Annotated in this window: 15 protein-coding genes; 8 read left to right on the top strand and 7 right to left on the bottom strand. The window is 45.7% G+C overall.

Going from position 1 to position 22,074, the window contains the following annotated elements; genetic code table 11:
* The first annotated feature begins 173 nt into the window (after positions 1–173).
* The gene (locus CPIN_RS20360; protein WP_012791732.1) at positions 174–1,151 is read left to right on the top strand and encodes a terpene synthase family protein; all 978 of its coding nucleotides are present in this window, start codon (positions 174–176) and stop codon (positions 1,149–1,151) included.
* A 31-nt stretch (positions 1,152–1,182) separates the two neighbouring features.
* Here the strand turns inward: CPIN_RS20360 and CPIN_RS20355 are convergent, their stop codons facing one another.
* Positions 1,183–2,985 carry an ATP-binding protein gene (locus CPIN_RS20355; RefSeq protein ID WP_012791731.1) on the bottom strand — a complete coding sequence of 601 codons (1,803 nt, stop codon included), beginning with the start codon at positions 2,983–2,985 and terminating at the stop codon, positions 1,183–1,185.
* A 231-nt stretch (positions 2,986–3,216) separates the two neighbouring features.
* Positions 3,217–4,380 (bottom strand): cytochrome P450, encoded by a 1,164-nt coding sequence (locus CPIN_RS20350; RefSeq protein ID WP_012791730.1) that lies wholly within the window; start codon positions 4,378–4,380, stop codon positions 3,217–3,219.
* A 216-nt stretch (positions 4,381–4,596) separates the two neighbouring features.
* On the opposite strand from CPIN_RS20350, the gene CPIN_RS20345 reads away from it, so the two are divergent.
* Positions 4,597–4,962 (top strand): toxin-antitoxin system YwqK family antitoxin, encoded by a 366-nt coding sequence (locus CPIN_RS20345; RefSeq protein WP_148230602.1) that lies wholly within the window; start codon positions 4,597–4,599, stop codon positions 4,960–4,962.
* Positions 4,963–5,058: 96 nt separating this feature from the next.
* Here the strand turns inward: CPIN_RS20345 and CPIN_RS20340 are convergent, their stop codons facing one another.
* The 3 genes from CPIN_RS20340 to CPIN_RS20330 all read right to left on the bottom strand — a co-directional run bounded on the left by CPIN_RS20340 (position 5,059) and on the right by CPIN_RS20330 (position 11,906).
* Positions 5,059–6,570 (bottom strand): reverse transcriptase family protein, encoded by a 1,512-nt coding sequence (locus tag CPIN_RS20340; protein ID WP_012791728.1) that lies wholly within the window; start codon positions 6,568–6,570, stop codon positions 5,059–5,061.
* A gap of 448 nt (positions 6,571–7,018) precedes the next feature.
* Positions 7,019–8,677, bottom strand: a complete 1,659-nt coding sequence (locus CPIN_RS20335; RefSeq protein ID WP_012791727.1) for an SWIM zinc finger family protein — start codon at positions 8,675–8,677, stop codon at positions 7,019–7,021.
* Between the two features lie 10 nt (positions 8,678–8,687).
* Positions 8,688–11,906, bottom strand: coding sequence for a hypothetical protein (locus CPIN_RS20330; protein ID WP_012791726.1), 3,219 nt, complete (start codon positions 11,904–11,906; stop codon positions 8,688–8,690).
* Positions 11,907–12,077: 171 nt separating this feature from the next.
* Between CPIN_RS20330 and CPIN_RS38695 the strand changes: the two genes are divergently transcribed.
* Positions 12,078–12,476 (top strand): DoxX family membrane protein, encoded by a 399-nt coding sequence (locus CPIN_RS38695; RefSeq protein ID WP_012791725.1) that lies wholly within the window; start codon positions 12,078–12,080, stop codon positions 12,474–12,476.
* Between the two features lie 3 nt (positions 12,477–12,479).
* The gene (locus tag CPIN_RS20320; protein WP_012791724.1) at positions 12,480–13,418 is read left to right on the top strand and encodes a polysaccharide deacetylase family protein; all 939 of its coding nucleotides are present in this window, start codon (positions 12,480–12,482) and stop codon (positions 13,416–13,418) included.
* Positions 13,419–13,541: 123 nt separating this feature from the next.
* Here the strand turns inward: CPIN_RS20320 and CPIN_RS20315 are convergent, their stop codons facing one another.
* Entirely contained in the window at positions 13,542–13,997 is a 456-nt protein-coding gene (locus tag CPIN_RS20315) for a NanQ anomerase/TabA/YiaL family protein (RefSeq protein WP_012791723.1), read from the bottom strand.
* A gap of 104 nt (positions 13,998–14,101) precedes the next feature.
* Between CPIN_RS20315 and CPIN_RS20310 the strand changes: the two genes are divergently transcribed.
* From CPIN_RS20310 to CPIN_RS36850, 4 genes are all read left to right on the top strand, one after another.
* Entirely contained in the window at positions 14,102–15,541 is a 1,440-nt protein-coding gene (locus CPIN_RS20310; RefSeq protein ID WP_012791722.1) for a sensor histidine kinase, read from the top strand.
* Positions 15,528–16,220 (top strand): response regulator transcription factor, encoded by a 693-nt coding sequence (locus CPIN_RS20305; protein WP_012791721.1) that lies wholly within the window; start codon positions 15,528–15,530, stop codon positions 16,218–16,220. Before CPIN_RS20310 ends, CPIN_RS20305 begins: the two co-directional genes overlap by 14 nt.
* Positions 16,221–16,309: 89 nt before the next feature.
* On the top strand, positions 16,310–18,853 hold the full coding sequence (locus CPIN_RS20300) for an outer membrane beta-barrel protein (RefSeq protein ID WP_012791720.1): 2,544 nt from the start codon (positions 16,310–16,312) through the stop codon (positions 18,851–18,853).
* Between the two features lie 21 nt (positions 18,854–18,874).
* Positions 18,875–19,561, top strand: coding sequence for a hypothetical protein (locus CPIN_RS36850; RefSeq protein ID WP_012791719.1), 687 nt, complete (start codon positions 18,875–18,877; stop codon positions 19,559–19,561).
* Positions 19,562–19,590: 29 nt separating this feature from the next.
* On the opposite strand, the gene CPIN_RS20290 is transcribed toward CPIN_RS36850, so the two are convergent.
* The gene (locus CPIN_RS20290) at positions 19,591–22,053 is read right to left on the bottom strand and encodes an outer membrane beta-barrel family protein (protein ID WP_012791718.1); all 2,463 of its coding nucleotides are present in this window, start codon (positions 22,051–22,053) and stop codon (positions 19,591–19,593) included.
* Positions 22,054–22,074 lie beyond the last annotated feature (21 nt).

The raw sequence follows: 22,074 nt of genomic DNA, 5'->3' as shown, positions 1-22,074 counted from the left end.
GTTAATTGTGTTTCCCCATAAAGCTGTAAATTCCATCCTATTGTTGTCGAAAAACCTGTCTGGCAGCAATCAGCAATAAGCCCTTACCGACCGTACTACTTACTTTCTCATTTTGATACACAAGCCCCTGTGTAGTGTTTGTTCATTTCTCATTTAAAAACCAATCAACTATCATGTACACACAGCAATTGCCGGGCTTGTACTGCCCCTTTCCGTCCCTTTTAAACCAGTATGTAGAAAAAGCTGACAAACACACAACGCTTTGGGTGAAAAAATACCAACTGGTGACCAATGAAGACACCTGGTCCTGTTATCACAGACAAAAATTTACCTGGATGGTGGCCCGGATGTTTCCGACAGCCGATCTGAATGCCCTGAGCATAGCGGCGGATCTCAACACACTGCTGTTCATACTCGATGATCAGTTTGATGAACATGGAGAAGGCTCAGCTACCATCAAACAGCAAGAACAATTTGAACGACTGGTACATGCCCTGATTGGTATTATGAAGCATAACAGCCTGGTATCCCTGGAAAAAGGCGGTCCGGTACTAAGTGCTGTAAGCGACTTCTGGAAACGCATCCGTAAACTCGGCAACCTTGGCTGGCAGGTGAGATTTATTGAAAGTCTGCAACAGGCTTTTGCAGCAAATCTCTGGCGTATAGAACAAGTCAGCCGCGGACAGTTACCCACGCTGGAAGAATACATGAAATGGCGGCCCTTTTTCAGCGGCGCCAGCTTCTTTGCACACCTTTTAGAGGCGATAGAGGCATTCTACTTACCTGATTATGTATTCCTGGACACCACGGTTAAAACGCTGATTATGCTGTGCAGTAACACAATCTGCTGGGCCAATGACCTCTTTTCTTTCAACAAGGAACTGGAACAGGGAGACGAAATGAATATCGTCATGCTGATCTGTAATACCCGGGGCTGTTCCCTGGAAGAGGCTATTGCCACAGCCGCAGCCATCCATGATGACCAGGTCAGACAATTTGAACTGCTTTCTGCCCAACTACCTTCTTTCGGTACTGTCACGGATGCACAGTTAGGCCGTTACATCGCGGCATTATCCGTTATGATGAAGGGGAATATCGAATGGAGTGTAAAAGATACGGCAAGGTATCGTTTTACCATGCAGACAGTATAAACAACAGGTGCCCATCACTGATAACAGGGGATCAGGGGTGGGCATTTGCTCTCAGGTATTTGGAGAGCGTAGCCTGCAAGGCTTTAAACTCGATTGGTTTTACCAGGTAATCATCTGCGCCCGCCAGCAGCAGTTCCTCGCGGTTTTCCTTAAATGCATCGCCACTGGCAATGATCACGGGGATATGCTGTAACATTTCATCCGCACGGATCTGCGCGAGCGTGTCCTTACCGCTGAGACCAGGAATGTGAGAATCCAGTATGATGATATCAGGACGCGAAGCTTTTGCCAGCAGGAGTCCTTCCATGCCATCACCAGCTACGATAATACGGCTTCCCAATCCGCTGAGAAAACGCGACAGAATCAACTGGCTCATTTTATCGTCTTCAATGATAAGGATACTGGTATCAGTCAGACTACAAAGATCAGCATCTGCATCATTATCATTATCATTATTACAGGCAGTCTCCGCAGGTACCTGCAGGGGAAGGTTGACGGTGAATGTCGTGCCCTTGCCCATTACGCTATACACTTTAATATCGCCGCCCATTAATGTAGCGAGGTGACGGGTGATATGCAATCCCAGACCTGTACCTTCCAGAAAGATGTTCCGTTCAGTGACGAAAGCATTGAAAATGGTAGATAACCTGTCTGCACGGATGCCTTCCCCCTGATCTGTGACCTGCAAACACCATTTATTATCATCTCTGAATACATCGAGTGTGATCGTGCTTTCCTGTGCGGTGAATTTGATTGCGTTGGATAACAGGTTGTTCAAGGTCTTACTCAGCAGGATTTTATCGCCACTGATCAGCTGCGGAAGATCGTCTGCTACTGAAGCCCTGATACGCACCGTCTTCACACTGGCGACGTACTGGTGCATATTGACAATCCCTTCCAGCCATTCCCGGACATTCAATGTTTCCAGTTGAGGTGTATCGATCTTACCCGCTTCGATACGGGAGAATTCCAGTACATTATTGATAATCTCACGAGTGTTGTAACTGGCAGCATACAGATGATCTGCCAGTTGACGGATGGGAGCGAGAGAGCGGTCCTGTTCTACTTTTAGCTGCAGGAGCTGACTAATTCCGAAAATAGCATTCAACGGTGTACGGATCTCATGACTGGTCTCTCTTACAAAGACCGTTTTAGCGTCTGTGGCCTTCGCCAGTTGCGCAGTCAGGATTTCCAGTTCGCGATTGTGTTCCTTAACCGTTTGCAGCATTTCCTGTACCTGCCGCATTTCCTTTTTACGCTGACGCTCCATGTTTCTTACATAGTAATAGATCACCGTAAGATCGAGTATCAGTATACTGGGGATAGTCACCCACCTTATAACGAACTGTACCGGAGAACGCTTTTCAGCAGTAACAATAGGTGTGATGAAACCATTGTACATATTGATCTCGCCGACGAGGAATGCCAGGATGGTCAATCCTATACTAAGCGCACGCATTCGCCTGTCTTTCTCAAAGACCAGCAGTGAGAGGCCCACCAGGAAAATAAAAAGGAGATGCACTTCCGTTACCCGTCCCATGATAGCGCTGTAGTACTGGATACTGAGGTTGTTGATCAGGATCAGTGCCAGTCCGGCGGAGCTAAACTTTCCGAAACGGTTTGTAACAATAACGGCGGCAAGCAGGAGGGATTCGATGAGAGCAGGTGCTGATAGCTGCAGATCCCATGTCATAACATAACAGCCAAGGCCAAATATACCTGCCATCAGCGCAGTTACAAGTGCCAGGGTGTTTACAATTTTCAGTGATCGTCGTTGGTCTTCATCGGTCACTCTATCATAGCCAGTTGTAGAGATGTGTTGAAATAGACTCATGTACCGGGCATTTACGTTTGCGGAACATTACTATTATGGGACTACATACAGGTTCCCAGCATGTACATAGCGCCATTCAGTGTTTTCCAATTCAGATAATCGTTCTGCAAGTAGGGTTATTGTAAATTATGGGGCTTTAGCTAGTTCTACCTGCAATTTACGTACATTCAAAAATATATCACTTAGTATAGTGAGTATACTTTTCATTTTTCTTTAGTGCCTCCCTGATATTTATTTTGGCTCAAATACAATCGGCAGATCCAGAAACCCTGCCACGATGGTGCTCGGATTCCTTGCAGGCGTGACACCTGGCTTCAAGGTGACATTTTTTATGGCAGAAAAGATGATTTCAAAAGCGATTTTTGCTTCCATTCTCGCCAGCATAGCGCCGATGCAATAGTGCGCACCATGACCAAAGCTGACCATTTTTATATTATTCCTGTGTATATCAAAGGTATCAGGATTACGGAATACGGACGGATCACGGTTAGCGGCTGACAACCATGCATTTATCAGATCCCCTTTACGGATCAGTTGCCCACCCAGTTCCACATCCATCTTTGCAATACGGCACATACTCTGTACCGGCGGCGCATAGCGTAATACTTCATTTAAAGCCGAAGGCAGGTCTTCAATATGTGCCTGGAGATGCGACTGTACATCCGGCGTAGTGGCAAACGTGTACATGGCATTGGCCAGGAAACCATTGGTCGTTTCATTGCCCGCTATTAACAACGCAATACAAAAAGCAAGGGTATCCGGCATACTTAATCGTTCACCATCTATCTCTGCGTGTAAGAGATGCGATATAAGGTCAGATTGAGGCGTTTTAGCACGTTCTTCCAGTAAAGCAGTAAACAACCTGCCCATTTCCTGCTGCGCCTGAAAATAAGCATCCATACCAATAACGGCAGGATCACTGGAAATGGCATTGACCCACGCGTTTACCTGGTCATGGTCCTGATCAGGTACACCTAATAACTGCGCTGTAACACGACCGGGTAGAGGAATAGAAAACACTTTCACAAAATCCATTTCTCCTTTTGCCAGGACTGTCTGCAGCAGCTCCTTACATTCGTGATGGATCCATGCCTCCAGTTTTGCAATAACAGCAGGAGCAAATGCCTTACTCACCAGTGCACGTAACTGCCGGTGACGCGGAGGATCCGTCTGGTTGAGATTGCTCCCCAGGAGATTATCATCTGACTTGGGCATATATTCATTGGAAAAAACTTCATGGTCACTCAGTACGCGCTGTACTTCCTTGTGACGGAATACCTGCCAGGCGCCCTGGCCACCAAAATAAAACCTGAATGCCGGATCAAAATAAACTGCTTGTTCATCCTGTAATTGCTGATGCCAGGATAGGGGGGATTTTAACGTAGATGGAGTCATACGATAAGTTGTAAAGTCAGATGATGGTTAGTCCCAGTAAAATGTAATAAGATAAGATTAAAACGAGATGGCCGTTGCGGCGATGTACATACACATGTCTAAAATAGATCAATGTGGTGAGGAAATAGTTAACTCGTTGTTAATGAGGAATTATTTTTACCCTACAGCATGACTTGTTTCAAAAAAAGGGATAGATTGCTTCCACAATACCACATTATGAGATGCTATACATCCGTTAAGATTGTCGCGATAATGATCGCCTGTTACGCCTGTCAGTCCAGATCATCCTCCGCCAGCAATGATCCCTACGCGCTGACCGATACGGCCGATTATAGGTTAACAGAAACATTACAGGGACAGGGAGGCGTATATTTCAAAACAGAAGTCTATACCAACCCGAAAGACACAGCGCTTTCCTACGTGAAGGTTTTTAACTACGACCAGCAGATTGCAGCCGTACAGTTTTATAAGAGCAATAAGAAACATGGACCAACGATCACCTTCAACGAAAAAGGGCAAAGACAGCTGGGCACTTTTTATAGAAATGATACGGTTATCGATATGCATCCGTTTAATCAATAAAATTGCCTAATTTTATACCTATTGATTTACTGACCTCCACCATAAAAAAGCCCCGTATACAAAAAGTATACGGGGCTTTTAATTTCAATTTAAGCGTTACATAACATCCCACCATGGTTTCTCGCCATCCTTAGGAGGATCCTGCACTGGTGGCAGTGCCGTAGGAATGATGATAGGTGCGGTATTGTTTTTAGATGCAGGTACCTGGCTTTTTATATCTTCCCGACCCAGCAGGGCCTGCCATTTCGTTTTCAGTTGTTTACCTGCTTCAGGTTTTACCATCTGTACATAGTTGATATAACCTTCTATGCTGTTGATAATACCGCCCTTGCCCCATTGCTTATCAGCAATACCTGATACACCGATCTGGTGGAGGAGGGCCCTGAACTTCCTGAGTGTTTCCCTGTCAATGCTCAGCTTCTCATTTACCACCACACCTGTCACTTCCCGCTTATCGCCTTTGCGCATCACCTTCAGTTTGTCAGGGTGGATCACAAATCCTTCTTCTTTTACCACCTGCTTAACGCCCCATATCAGTTTTCCCGCATCAGCGGCAGCGCCCTCTTTTGCAGAGAAAGTCATATCATCTGCATAACGGGTGTAGGTATAATTAAAACGACGCGCCAGTCCTTCAAACCTGCGGTCCATTTTATAACAAATGATATTAGTGATCGCCGGACTACATGGCGCTCCCTGTGGCAGGTGCCGCGCAGTTGTAGCCACATGATAGTCTTTTCCGTCCAGTGTCACCGGCTCCATTTCAGGCTCTGTACACAGTAACGCCAGGATAGTGGCTACCTGTTCGCTGTAACCGAATTTATTGAACATTCCTTTCACTCGCTTATAGTCGAGCGTAGGGAAGAAATCGCGCAGATCAATATTGATAACAATATCCTGTCCGACGTGATTAGCCGCATTCGTCACAATAGACTTTTGTGGTACAAATCCATGTGCCGCTTCACTGAGTTTTACTTTATAGAGAATATTCTCCAGGATCCAGTATTGCGCCGCTTTTAACTGTGGCATCGGCGCTGAGATCAGTCGTTTACCGCCTGACTTCTTAGGAATATAAAAGCGCTTGTAATGTGTTACACTGGCTACTTTCCTGTTAAAAGAGAGGAAACGTAATTTACCGATACTAATTCCCATCGCTGCAGCCAACGCGATACCATCATGGCATACGGGCAGCCCAGCAGTGGTTAGCTTCTGTTCGTCGGAAACTACTTTATTTAAACCGGCAGAAACATCTTCTCCCAAGTATACAATACTCTTTTCTTTTTCAATCGCCCATTGTGCGGCTCTCTCTTTACGCTTCTCCTCATTACGCTTTTTCGTTTCCGCTCTTCTTGCTTTTGCTGCCGCCATACGCTGTTTGCGCATTTCGTTCAGCATCTGCTCACGGTTACGATAACGTTGCTTTTCTTCTACTAACTTATTCAGTTCCCTGCGCAACTCACTTTCTCTGCGGATAAGCACCTCCGAAGGAGATGGCATACTTGTGTTCTTTGCCCAGAAACCGAGGCGGGTCATCTCCTCAAGAATAACTTCATCTTTAGTGGATGATCTGATACGGTCATATAATTGCTGACGCGTCAATCCTACTGCCATAATCTTTCAGACGGTTTATTGCTGATAAAAGATAGTTCGTTGATAATTAAAGTGAAGCGGGAAAAAGAAAAGGGGAGAAGAGGTTAAACAGAAAAAACAATGTAAAGAGGAAACCGGCCTTCGTGCAAGCCATTGACTAAATCAATCAACTCCAGGGCGGGGCGTACCTACTGGTGATTTGGAGCCCCCGGGGCTCGTACCGTAAATCACTAGTAGGTACGCCCCGCCCAAAGTAAAGATTGCATTTAGTGAAGCATGATAATGTCATGTTACCTGAGTGACGAAACATCACTCTTCCTGAAACCAGGCGCAAGTGCAATCAATTTCCTCTTTACAAAGAACTATTGTTTTTCTGACCTGAAAGATAGAGAGAATTATTAAAAGAACAAACACATATTGCATTTTTTTCTTTCTTTTTCTTCACACTCTCACCTTTTCTTTTTACAGCTTATGCGTTACTGTTAGCCTTCTGCTTTTCATACGCCATACGTAATGCCAGCATATGTTCGCAGGGGCCTTTATATAACTTGTTGGTCTGGTAGTCGTAACAGTCACAATGTGCAGTGCTCATACGTTCATCTCCATCAATTACAATAACAGGATGATACGGACGACGTGCTATCGTGACTTCGCCTGTTACCTGTGTGCCCACGCCCGGTACTTCCTGTGCAGAGAAGGTAATTTTCCCATCTGTTACTAGACGGGTTGCTGATGCTTCCTTAGGATTGGAGAAGCGCAGCTGATCCATTGGTAATGGCTCTCTGCTCAATTCACGCAAACGGTAATAACCTGTATGCAGATCATAAATCACCTTACCTGCCTGTGTATAGATACCCAGCGCCGCCAGTACTGATGGTAAAGGCTGCCCGGTTTTAGCGGCGATTTCTTCCGCTTTACCCATCCAGGTTTGTTTCAATTCATTATAAACGAGCTCCTTGGTCATGTCGCTGACGTCAGCGCGTGGCGCCATCAGATCGAATTGTCCTGCACGTGACCAGTCATTCGCCGTCCATCCGGAGAGACCCAGTGTAAACTGCATATCGCCCAGGTCTGCTACATAGAATGAAGGAAGACCACTACCAGTGAGATGTACCGTGAATTTCTTGGCCACGGGGATCAGACGTTCCAGGATCAGCATTCTTCTGCGTCCCCAGATACGGATCTCACGGCGTTGCGGACCGGTATAAATAGATCTTGTGCAGACAATCTCTTTGTTCCATGGTTCGAAGATCGCTTTCACCGGTTTACCTGGCTCCAGCACAAAACGGATAGAACGGGGACCATTCTTTTCCTTAAAGCGACGCAGCCAGCTACAGAAATTATATACATCCATCGGATGCAGATCAAAACTGGCTGCAGGTAATGTCATTGCTGAACTTACCTGCAGGAAGCCACGTACCCAGCTATCAGGCAGATCGATCTTTACCTCGCGGAACATTTCCTCCCGGGTCGTCTGAACGGAGAAACCGCCCGGATCCACGGAGAAAGTCGTTTCCTTATAGTCGCGGATCTTCTGAAATTCGTTATACAGATTGGCAGAGTAGTCAATGTTGGTTGTACCACACTGAAACTCATTCACCTCTTTAAATACATTGTAGTTGGCGCTCAGCTTACCATAAGCTGATTCATCCTGGCTGAAACATTCAAAGAAAATTTCATCAGGATGTACACTGATCACCGGGTCCAGTACAAACCAGGCATCCCTGTCTTTCTGGTACAGATAGTCGAAATAAGCACGGCGTGACTTATAATAAGGCGCCATTACCTTTTCTTTCTCATGGTAAATATTGTTCAGCTCATCTCTCAGTGCTTTCATCTGATTCTCGGCAGCAGCGGCATCATAATGGCCCATAGCCTCTGCCAGCCACACAGATTCCTGTTGGGCGGCCCATTCTTTATAAGCTGTTTTGTCTTTGGGTTTGAAACGCAGGTCGGATACCACTACATCATGCAAAGCGGAAATAGCTTCGCGGAAAGCGATTTTCTTACGCAGTTTGCCATTGAAGAAAGTAGGTTCCCGGTGTGTATCAGGCGCAAAGGAGATACCCGCCGATGTGGCGTTGCTGTATACCTCTGTCTGCCCGCTATATCTATAGTTAAATAACATCCTTCAGGGTTTAAAAATGTTTCATCGGAATTTCAGAAAAGCGCACTGGCAGCAACACATCAGGATATGCCTGGTGGATATTACGCATGATACTGATGCAACGTGCTTTATCGCCAATGGCCACCGTAGCGGAAATATCAGCGATGATACTTCCTACATATTCAGCTGCTTCCGCTGTTTTTACGGATTCCTTCTCCAGGAAATTAAAGATCCTTTCCTTGGCGACACGTGCTTTATTCACCCTGGATAATACAGATCTGAAATAATGTTCCAGGTCTTTCATATAAGCCAGGTTATCCTTCGCATAATTCTCCAGGTAATTGGTGGCAAACAACTGCATGGTCACTCCCGGGTGCTGACTGAGTTTCATCAGGTATACCGTACCATCTTCTTCACGGAAGAAGCGGGTCAGCAATTCACGGCCAAATGCCTGTACCAGCGGATTGACGCTGTCAGCAATCGCTACCAGTGACTCCGGTGACCAGTCCTCTGCCTGAAACTGTGTACGGAAGAATTCAGCTGCAAAGTTGCGGGTATCTTCCCAGGTTGCATCCAGCAAGGCTACTGCCGCATCTCTCTCATATTTGATACGCGCCACATGCTGATTAAAAAAGCGCCAGCACCAATCCCTCACAGCCAGGAGTTCATGGTTACCTGCCGCTATCACCTGTTTGATCGTCAGACCTTCCGCAGGAATATATTTGTCCAGTACCAGCACACCAAACGCCTGTGCCGGACGATAATTAGAATAAAGTAAACGTAATGCAGTTGCCTGATCAATATCCTGCAGATGGGATACCAGTTCATTGCTCAGTACCAGCGCCAGGTCTTCATGCAGTCCCTCAGAAGTCTCCTTGCGCATCAGTAATGGTACCAGTTCATTTACCAGCCATATCGCCAGTGCGGCTTCCCGCTCAGCAATACGTTTTATCAATGGTCTGATAGCACTTCTGACATCTGTATAAGGCGCTGTACAACCATATAGTAATAAACCCTGGCGTTTTACCAGCTCTTCGTCACTGATCGCAGAGAGTATGTCAACGCCTGCTGCTCTTACTGGTTGATAAGTGTTTTCCAGCAGACGAAGTAACAGACTATCATTGATATGATCCAGTTTAAACTGCTGTTTTTTAAGCAGCAACAAACGGGCAGCAAAAGCCTGTGTGGCAGGTGATAATGCCTGCAGCAGGTTCTCTATTACATTGAAATCAAGCTGGATCAGCACTGTACCAAAGAACTGTTCCAGTATACGACAGCCTTCTGTAAGGATATCGTTTGTTGCAGGGTCTTCGTCTCTGAAGGATATCAGGTAAGCGATTGTGTTACCGATCAGCTTTTTAGCCTGATCTTCAGAGAGTGTTGCCTTCGGCATCAGTTGTACGCCAAAATCACGTACGTCTTTATGTTTACTGAAGATCAGTTCCTGGATAAAGTTAATGTCCGCCAGACAAACATCCGGTCTTGCACCAGCCCATTCCATCCCTTGCTGACGTGCTTCTTCAGAGATACTGTTCAGCAATGCCAAGATAATAGAAAGGTCAGGCGCGTTGATATTGAATTTCTCTCTTGCCAGCTGCAAACCGTATTCCTGCGGTAATCTGAAAGGATTACCCAGCAAGGCGCGGATCACATTGCCATCCATCCTCTCTTTGAGTGTATTGTAGTCGGGATGCTGCAATAGCTGATGCAGGGCAAAATCATGGACTTCCTCCATTCTGCCTTTGATCAGCAATTGTATAAACGCCTGTGGCAACTGACGCCATAGATGCAGGAAAGGCACTTCACTTTCTGTCTCGGGTGTGGCTTTTACCACCTGTTCGGCAGAAATAGTTGGCTGTACATCCGTCTGTTTACGGCCACGGAACAGAGAAGCTACTTTCTGTAAGAGGTTTTCTCCTTTACGGGATTGTTCTGGCGCAGGCGCCTGGGTAGTCCCTTCCGGAGCGGGTGTTCTGTACCAGATTGTCCTGCTGGTATTCAGTGTGAGGGCTTTGTTATTGCCCTCCAGGATATAATGCAGGAAAACAGCGCCTGCATTCTTCGGAAACGCGGTTGTTACATGCGAATAAGAACGACTGTTTGTGTTCCAGACATATGTGCTGGTACTATACTCCTGTTTATTATGTTTAGCGGCGTCGTACTGTAACAACAGGGCTGTTGCCAGTCGTACGTACTGTATATCATTGCGTCTACCCATCTGCTTCACCCTGCGTAACACGCGGCGACGCAGATAAGCGCGGGTCGTCTTTGTATATGCTCTGCTACTGTTGCGGGCATACGGATCGCTCTTATTGTCTTCCTCCCATTCAAAACGGGCGCCTAACAATGCAACCAATTCGTGATCATCCCTGAGCTCCGCCTGTTTGAACAGGTGACGTACATGCTGGAAGTAGTTCCGTTTGAATGGCAGTTCTGTAATGAATTGCAACAGTACCTCCCGCACCGTCGGATTGGTAATACTGACAACATACAGTTCCTCCAGCACAGGGTAGGCTGGCTGTACCAGTACCTTGACACGCTGGTTGATTTCCGTCAGCAGATTGGCTTTGCTACCACTTTTGATAGCGTTCTGAATATCGGGATCCAGCCCTTTTTCATACTGGTCAATATATTCCTTCCGTGCTGCTTCCGGTGATAATAATATCAGGGCGTGAACAGCAATCTGTCGCTGATAATAAGGATAAGTACTATTCTCCGCATAGGCTTTCAGTGTACCCGTATCTGATTCATTGCCGCAACGGCCCAATGCCCACAGGGAGGAGTAACGCTGCATGGCGCTTTCCCGCTCTATGAGTTTGGTAATAAACGGAGCAGCTTCCTTCAGACGCAGTTCGCCTGCCTTCCAGATCACACGGGAAGTCTTCCATTCAGTCTTGAACCGGGAATTTCTTTTGAGGGCATATTCCAGCCTTCTGAGAATGGCTACCTGTACAGGATCGGTTACCTGAGAAGTGTCTGGGGCGACAAATTCTGCTACCGGACCAGCATCCTGTTCCGCCGCATATCCTTTGGAGCGTTTTTCTTTTTCAAGGGCATCATAGATAGCTGTAGCAGCTGGCAGGTCCACAGGATTTACCGTTTTACTACCTTCTTTCAATGCACTTCCCCGCTTACCGTAGCGGAAATTAACGACGTATTGTCCGGGGCCAACTTCACATAAATCAATCTCATAAGTCTTGTCCGAATTCCCCTCTCTGAAAAAAAGCTTTGTTTGCTTTATAAATCGCATGAGCTAACAACATTAAAGACGGCGACCAAAATAATTAATTATTTTTAATATCTAAACCTTTATTTTTTTAAGGTATCTTAAAAATATACAGAAATATCCGCTAATCGTACAAGTAACACGTTAATCCACTATCCGAACTTTGTCCCATCAAACAGATAAAAACAGCTAATCATGATCAACAACACAACCTCCTTTCTGATAGTGCGCCTCGCCATTGGCGCCAGCATGTTTGGTCACGGACTCGTAAGATTACCAAAACTGGATAAATTCAGTGCATGGATGGTAGGTAGTTTCAAAGACGCCATGTTACCCGCAGCACTGGTTACACCTTTTAGTTATGCGCTGCCCATCGCAGAATTCCTGATCGGCCTCCTGCTGATTATTGGTTTACTGACAAGACAAACGCTGGTAGCCGGGGGTATTGTAATGATACTACTGATATTAGGCACTACACTGATAGAAAACTGGGAGGCCCTGGTATCACAACTCCTTCATGCAGTCATTTTTGCCTTGCTGCTGAGCAGCATTTCCTATAACAGTTACGCAGTCGATAACCTCTTCAAGAAATAATATATGGCTACAAGAAAAGAATTTTTGAAAACAGCCGGCCTGTTAGGAATGGCTGGTATGATAGGACCAGCCTCATTGGTCGCAGCACCCGCTCAACAGAAAAAACCAGCATCTTCCTGGATTGACGGCTCCCGCCTTGTCGTGAGTGTATCCATGCAGTTTGAAGCAGGTGGCCAACCCGTAAATGCGGAAAGTCCGTTTCCGCAGAATATGGTCAAAGGATATAAAGACCTTCCTTCCGAAACATGGTACCAGTATGGTTACAAGGAAGGCATTCCCCGTATGCTGGATACCTGGGATAAACTGGGTATCAAAGTAACCTCTCACATGGTAGGATCTGCTGTATTAAAGAACCCTTCCCTGGCAAAAGAAATCGTACAACGGGGACACGAAGCCGCTGCACACGGCAGAGACTGGGCCACACAGTATACCATGTCCTACGAGGAAGAACGCAAATTTATACAGGACGGTGTTGATGCAGTGAAACAGGTAACAGGTATGACGCCGAAAGGTTATAACGCAAACTGGTTACGCAGAGGGGAGCATACCCTGCAGATCTTACAGGAACTGGGCTTTACCTATCATATTGACGATCTTAGCAGAGACGAGCCCTTTATCATCCAGGTGAATAACAAAGACTTTGTCGTAGTGCCTTATACCTTACGCAACAATGACATTGTACTGGTATCCGGTCAATGGTATTCGAGCGATCAGTTCCTGCAGCAGGTGAAAATGGAGTTTGATCAGTTGTACGAGGAATCCGCCAATCGGAGAAGGATGATGTCCGTTAGCTTCCATGACCGTATCGGCGGTACGCCACAGATGGTAAAGGCAGCAACCGAACTGTTTACCTATATGCAGCAACATAAAGGCGTGACATTCAGGAGAAAAGACGATATCGCACGGATGGCATTGAGTGACAAAACCACTATCAGGGAATAGATATAAATTAAGAATTAACAATTAAGAATTAAGAATTGGAATGCAGCGGAGATCTTCGCAGTAATTCTTAATTCCTAATTCTTAATTCCTAATTCTTAATTCTTAATTCTTAATTCCTAATTCCTAATTGTTCCTCACCTTCATCACCACCTTCTTCACCTTTACCGGTTCATTGACCTTGATATTCGGCATGTGTAAGTCTGTAGGAAAGAAGATCGCGAACATACCCTGTTGCAGCTTAGAGAAAAATACCGGGGCCTCGCCAAACAGCATAAAATCCTCTTCCTCACTATACGCTTTAGAAGGCGTCTGTTCCTGCAGAAAATCATGTCCGATCAGTTCCTCTCCACTGACGATATACTGTATGTCTGTATACTTCTTATGAGATTCCATCTGTTCACCGGTAGTAGGGATGGTATCATACTCATTTACAATGGCAATGATATTACTACCGTCAATTTCATAACGTCCTTTCTCCACTTTGGAAAAATCAGTTTCCTGCAGATATTGGAAGGCTTTTACAAATCTGTCGCCCAGACCATCATAACGTCCGGCATGCTGTAAAGTATCGATAATCATGTCTGTCTATTATGCCGGGCAAGATACGACCTAATGGGAAGAAACGTTAATGATTGTTAAAGAATCCGCTTGTGGACGCATTAGAAGGTTAAATTTGCAGGAATATGGGCAAGGTTAGCAGAAAGATATGGTGGATCGCTACGCCGGCGTTACTGGCAGCATTACTGTTCCAGTTATACTGGCTGAGGCAAACATACCGGTCGCAGCAGGAAGCATTTGTAGCCACAGCTACGGAGGCATTCCACAGCGCCTATGACCACTCAATCATTATCACCGCCCGTCTCAAGGCAGGTGTAGAACCCAAGGAAAAAAGACGGTATTCCATACAAACAACCATTGACCTGGACGAAAATGGTAATACACCGGCAGAAGGGATGCCCAGGGCCAAGAGAGTGATCCGTTATAACAGCAATGCAGGAACGCCGCCGCCCGGCGGACCGAAAGACATCCATATCGATAGTACGATGGCTAATCAGCAGATGCGCCTGGATGAAACGCCTCCTTCACTGGCCCATTTTGTATCCACCATCTTTTCCTCTTTCACGGATGTTGTCCCAGATAAAGATACCCTTCGTAAGTATTACAGGTCTGAGCTGAATCAGAAGGAAATTCCGCTGCCTTTTAATATACAGACCAATAGCAAGGAAATAGATACTATCAATCAACGGCCCTCACTGATCATTCGTCCTGGCCTTAATAAACCAGACCATCTTATAGGCATCTCATTTGAAGGACTGCCTGCATACCTGTTGAAGAAAATGAGCAGCGCCATTATCCTGTCTGTATTCATCGCCTTTCTGATCACCGGTTGTATCTGGACCTTATGGCGTATTATCCTCCGGCAGGAAAAACTGGAACGAATGAAACGGGAGTTTATCAGTCATGTGACGCATGAACTGAAAACACCGGTCTCTATCCTGCAAGCCACTAATGAGGCGCTGTTAAGCTTTCAGGGAATGAATGACGCAGAGAAAACAGCCCGTTATCTGCGGCATTCCCGCGCAGAACTGAACAGACTTCAGGACCTGATTGACAAGATTATGCAGGTGAGCAGGGAAGAACAGGAACAGGAAGCCCTGCATATCACGGAAACTGATATAGGGACACTGATAGACGAAAGTATTAACCGTTTCGGGCACCTGCCACAGGTTACTATTAAACAGCAGGCAGAGATCACCCATACCCGTTTAAACACAGATGCTGCTGCCTTTACCACCATTCTCACCAACCTGATAGACAATGCGGTCAAGTACAATGACAAGCCTGTGCGTGAAGTGCTGATTGCAGCCAAAGAATATCCGGGACATTATACCTTCAGTGTAAAAGACAACGGGAATGGCATTGAAAAGCAGCACTTTCCGTTTCTGTATGATAAATTCTACCGCGTGGTGCAGGGAGATACACATGATATCAAAGGCTACGGTCTTGGCCTCAGTCATGTAAAAGCACTTTTGCAACAACTCAATGGTAGTATCGCGGTTACCAGTAGTCCTGGTAATGGCAGTACCTTTACTTTCCAATTGCCGAAATATGAAAAAGATTAAACTACTGCTGGTCGAAGATGAAATAGTGCTGGCTGGCGTAGTCAAAGAAACCCTGGAAGCAAACGGATTTCAGATCAGTCATGCCGAAAATGGTCAGCAGGGATGGGAACAATACCTGTCCTTCCGCCCTGAACTTTGCGTTGTAGATATCATGATGCCCCGGAAAGACGGATTATCGCTGGTAAAGGACATCCGCAGTGTGGATGAACAAACGCCTATCATTTTCCTCACGGCTAAAAGTGAAACCCAGGACGTTATTAAAGGCTTGCAAACGGGTGCGGATGACTATATAAAAAAACCTTTCAGTATTGAGGAACTGATACTGCGTATTAAAACCCTGCTGAAACGCACACAACCACTGCTTACGCCTTCCAACGGCAGTAATGGTATCTATTGCATGGGCGCCTATATCTTCGATTATAACCGCCAGGAACTACGGCATGAAAAAGAGCAGATCCGCTTATCCCTGCGGGAAGCAGATATACTGAAAATGCTGGCTGAAAAGCCCAATGTCACCACACACCGTAAAAACATCCTGCTGGATCTATGGGGAGATGACAATTTCTTCAATGCCCGTAACATGGACGTCTATATCAGCAAGATCCGGAAATACCTGCAACACGATTCTTCAGTTCAACTGATCAATGTCAGGGGGCTGGGATATAAACTCGTCTTTTAGTATTAACAATCATTAACTATATAACAAGGTTCGTTAACCCAGTCGCCTTATGCACAGCACTAGTTTTGTGTGGTCACTAACAAGATACCATGCGAAACTTTACCGCCATTCTGATTCCTTTTCTTGCTTTGTCTGCGCAGCTAACTGCACAGACAAAGCCTGCTACGCCCGCCGATACCAGCATCAAATCCAAAACATTAAAAGAAGTAGTGGTAGAAAGCCGTCCTCCTGTACGGATGAAAGGAGATACCGTAGAATACAATGCTTCACAGTTCAAAACAAAAGAAAACGCGGTTGTCGAAGATCTGCTGAAAAAGCTGCCTGGCGTGAAAGTAGACCAGGGTGGTAACATTACTGCGCAAGGGGAAACTGTCGGCAAGATACTGGTAGACGGAAAGGAATTCTTTGGTAATGATCCTGCTATTGCGACTAAGAATCTGCCTGCTGATATGGTTGATAAAATACAGGTTTTAGATAAAATGAGCGATCAGGAGGAGTTCACTGGTATAGACGATGGCAACAAAACAAAGACGATCAATATCGTAACAAAGAAGGACCGGAAGAAAGGCTATTTCGGTAATCTGTCTGCTGGTATTGGCCCTGACGGCAAATATGAGGGCGGCGTCAATGTGAACAGCTTCTCTGGTGAGCAGCAGTTCTCCGTATTATTCAAAGCCAATAACGTCAACAAATCAGGTTTCTCCGCATCAGAACTTGTCAGGATGCTGGGCGCCAATCCGGAGTTATTTAACAGCCTGCCTTCTTCCGCTATCGCCGAACTGAGTAAAATGAAAGGCATCCATATCACCAGTGATGATCCCGCCGAAAAAGTACAGCTGGCAAGACCTACCGGGTTGAATAACACACAGTATGGCGGCGTCAATTACAATAATGACTGGTCTGACAGACTAAAACTGCGAAGCAGCTATTTCTATAATCGTTTTACATCTGCGAATAATTACATGTACGACCGGCATTATCAGTTACCTGATACTGCCTATAACTATCTGCAGCAGGGAAGATCGCTCCAGGAGAATAACAACCACCGGGTGAATGGTTCTTTCGATATAAAACTGGATAAATACAATTCCCTGAAGATCTCGCCTGTATTTAACAGCAACACGGCTGATCTCAACAGTAACCGTAGCTACCGGTCTACAAGTGCTGATGGTAAACAATTACTGAATGAAGGTACCCAGCAACTCAATACGCATACTACTAACAACAGCATTTCAGGAGATATCTTATACCGTCATCGCTTTCAGAAACCGGGGCGTACCTTATCACTAACTGTAACACCGCAATACCTGAAATTGGACAATAGCAGTCTGAATATCTCGCAGAACCATTACCTTAATCTACATCAGGAAGACAGTATCAATCAGCAGCTTACAGGGCATTCAGAGAGCTACTCGCTGAATAACAATCTTGTCTACACGGAACAGCTTTCCAGGCATACTGCCCTTAGACTCACCGAACAATTCAATGTTACAAAAGGGGATTATGAACAAATAGCACGCAATTATAATCATGCAGATGGTAATTACAATGTAACCGATTCCCGCTACAGCGATATATACAACAACGCCATTACCAGGAATGTGGCAGATGTATCTGTTGCAGGGAATTATAAGAAATTAACCTATACCGCAGGACTTAGTCTTGAGAACAGTATACAGCAGGCTAACTCCGCTTACAGAAACTATCAGCTGAAAGATCATTACAACACCCTGTTGCCTCACTTGTATGCCCGTTATCGTTTTTCCCGTTCCAGACAACTGATGCTGCGTTATGCCAGTCAGGCGTCATTGCCAGGCATCAGTCAGTTACGTCCGATTGAAGACATCAGTGACCCTTTGTATACCAGGAAAGGTAATACGCAGCTGCGGCAGGCAGTAAATCATGCGCTGACAATCGGCTACCTCTCAAACAATATGTATCGTCGTACGTTCAGCAATGTGCAGCTCCGTTTGTCAACCATCAGACAACAGTTTACCGATGCCTATACTATTGACAGTACTGGCCGACAACTCATTATGCCGACCAATGCAAATGGTTATTATAATGGTAGTCTGCATGGCGAATACTCTTTTCCTGTGATTGCTAATGGATCGACGCTGACATTGGGTACAGAAGTGGCCTACAATCAGTATCCCAGTTACTTTAACGCTATATCAGATATGATCCGTCAATGGACAATCACACCTGATTTCGACTTTAGTTATTATCCGGTTAACGCCCTGGTTATAAATTTAAGAGGAAATGCTACCTGGAATAACAGGCACAGTGAGGTAAATAAGGCCGCCGGACAGCAATACTGGTTCTTCCAATATAGCCTTGACTTCCTGGTATCCCTGCCCTGGAAAATGAATGCAGAGGCAGGATTGGAGTGTTACACGACTACCGGACTGAATCAGTCTTTCAACAATACCGTTTCCTTACTCAATATGGCGCTGACCAAAGACATTGGCAAAACCTATGCGCTCCACATAGAGGCCAGGGATCTGCTGAATCAGAACAATAGCTATAGCAGGATTGCAAAGAACGGCTATATCGAGGACAGGCAGAATATCGTATTGGGCAGATATTATATGATCAGCCTGATCTGCAAGATCAAAAAATTCAAAAAATAGTCACTCATAAACAACACACATATGTACAACATCATCCGCATACTGGTACTGGCAACAGGCATCAGCGGTATTTGCTACCAGGGCTACGCGCAGGATAAAACGCAGGGGCAGATACACTACGAATTAACCTTTAATCTGCATGCCTCTATGAAACCAGATCAGCTGCAATACAAAGACCTGGTCCCGGAAACGCTGGTAGACAAAGCAGAACTGATCTACAAGGGACAACATTTGAAATCCTTTTTTCCTGATGAGATAAATAAGGAGGAAGATGGTCATAAAACCAGTATCCGTGTGGCTACTGAAGAAGGCAGTGAGCGTTATGCCGATATTGATAGTAAAAAGCTATGGTGGGTAGACCGGAAAAAGAATCCGCCCGTACTGGTAGAAAAAGAGCTGGCAGTAAATGAGGAAGAGAAAGTACAGGAAACAGCCGAAACCCGTAAGATCCTGGATTATACCTGTAAAAAGCTCTTTCTGAAAACAAAGAAAAATGGAACAGTGACCATCTGGTATACGACTGAATTACCACTGAAGGCAGGTAGTCCGTTTGGGAGCATTACTGATAAAGGTGTCGTACTCGCGATGGAAAGCAAACGGGCCAGTTTCAAGGCCATAGGTATTGACTTTACTATAGTGGATGAAAAAGAGGTAATGCCCCCTGCCGACATGAAAATCGTGAAAACGCAGGAGGAGTCTGCAAAGTAAGGGGCTAAAAGAGACAGGAGGGAAGGGGCTTAATCCTTCCTGATCCTGTCTCTTTCATCTTTTGCTCCTTCCTGCTGTCTGGTTTGTCGAACGGACCCCATACCGAATGACCGGGAATAAGACAATTTGAAAACAGGCGACCTGCTGGATTCTGTATTGATCTTCACATGATTTTTAATGTAAAAAGCCTCGTCCGTCAAGGTGCCATAATACACATTGATCGTCATGGTTTTCAGCAGATCTGCCACTGATAATTGCAGGGTTCCGCCATTGTTCTTCAGTTCCTTTTTGATACCTGCGCTGAGTGTGCCCATAGGGCCTACCTTAATTGTACCGTTATAGGAATTCCCGTTATACCAGCCTGTAAGTTCCAGGCCGAAGTTTTGGGGTAATCTGAATGATTCGGTAAAATTACCGGAGTATCCAAAGTAGCTTTTTATAACGGGTACCAAGGGGTAATCTGCCCTGAACTGGCGGTATCCTCCTATAAGATTGTAGCTCATATCCCACCAGTCGTTTACCTTCCACGGCAGGGTGGCCTGTAGGGTGATGTTATGCTGATAAGCCAGATTTTGCGGAGAAACATATAACAGATTGGCCGCAGGACTTTGAGTAAGCTGATAACGAGCTATTGGGTTATCATCACGGCTGAATAACAGGGAGAAACTATAGGATTTATAGTTGTAACCCAATTTGATGTTGTGGGTAATGGAAGGCTGCAGGAACTGGTTACCGGTATACACCGCTGTAGGATCGCTATACCCCACAAAAGCGGCGAGGTCATTATAAGAAGGTCTGCTGATCCTTTTAGTATACGATAGTTGCAGTTCTGTATGATCATTCAGTTTCTTTGAAAAGGCAAGATTTGGGAACAGGGCAGATAATGTACGATCAACCGTCCTTTCTCCTGTGCGTTCATTGGTCATTTTCGTTCTTGTATACTCATAGCGGGTGCCTGCGGTAAGGCTGAGTGATGGAGCCAGCTGCAGATTCGCAGAAATATAGGCCGCCCCGATACTTTCCCGCATCCGCATATCGTTGATGGTTTCTGTCCTGCCGATCCATTTTCCATCTATCAGACTTTCAATACGGGAGGTACTGTTACTGACAGTATAGGTTCCTTTCAGACCTGCTTCCAGTTTGAGCTTCCTGTTTAATTGTCTGCTGTAATCTGCTTTCAGGACGCCTACCTGGATAACGGTATTCGCCATTCCCCGCTGACTGGGTGCAAACAGGCTATCATTGCTATCGACCTGTTTACCATGACTGGTAATGAAACTGCTTTGTACCTGCGAGGGATTATCATTCTTAAAATAAAGATAATCGGCGGTGAAATTCAGCCGGGCGTCATGCTTCATTGTGCGTTCAACATACACGGAGGATACCAGGTTACGCCATTGTGTTTCCCTGTTGATCTGCCCATTATAAGTCAGTACGGAATCGGGATATAACAGATAGCGGCCGTAATTATAGTCCGTTACAGCTGCCCTGCTGCCATTATAAGATACGCTGGCGCCGAGGCTTGTTTTTGCATTCGCTTTCAGGTCTATGCCCAGGCTTGCATCATGGTTGTGTTGCAGATGGCGCGTAGTATCGTAGCCGAGTACTTCCATTCTGCCACCGAAGACGGGCATATCCTGGTAACTGAGAATGTAGATATCGCTGTAGGTCCGGTTCCGCGAATAGGTATAGGAACCATAAGAGCTGAGCTTTCCTGTGTTATGTGACAAATGAATGCCTGCAGTTGCCTTTTCTCCGTAGCCATATCCACCCGTCAGGGACAGCGTGCCATTGGTACCCTGTTGTTTGTCTTTTTTCAGTACGATATTGATAAGACCTGCGCTCCCTTCTGCGTCGTATTTGGAGGAAGGGGATGTCAGGAGTTCAATTTTCTCGATATCATCGGCACTCATGCCATTCAGGAGATGCACGAGTTGTTCCATGGGAATACGGATCAATTTTCCGTTGAGCATGACCATGACACCATTTTTACCATTGAGTGCGATACTATTATTGCGATAGTCAATCATGACACCGGGGGATCTTTCCAGGATAGATAAGGCGGAACTGCCTTTTGTCAGCAGACTGCTTTGTACATTGACGACCATCCCTTCCAGTTGCGGCTGAAAAAGCGGTTTTTCTGCCTGTATGACCACCTCGCCCAGTTGGTGCGATAATTCATGGATGGTGATTTGTCCGAATGACTGGCTTTTCCTGGTAGCCGAGATATCAAACAGGGGAGAGTGCCATATTTGAAAACCCATACCGGTAAAGCGAAGCAGGTATTTTCCTGCAGGAGGGGAGGCGATGCTGTACAGACCTTTTTCGTCCGTCAGTGCGGCTTTTACAAGGGTTGTGTCGGTTCCGTTGAGCAGTAGTACGTTGGCAAATGGAATGGGCTGTCCACCGGTATTTACAAAGCTGCCAGAGATCTGTGCGATGGCAGATGGGCCCAGGCAGCAGCTTAAAAGATACAAGCAAAGTCTTTTCATATCTCATTGGTTTTAAGGAAA

This window comes from Chitinophaga pinensis DSM 2588 (assembly GCF_000024005.1).
GTDB classification, from domain to species: Bacteria; Bacteroidota; Bacteroidia; order Chitinophagales; family Chitinophagaceae; genus Chitinophaga; species Chitinophaga pinensis.
Note: the sequence above shows the minus strand (reverse complement) of the source record. Positions and strands in the feature narration are given on the sequence as shown.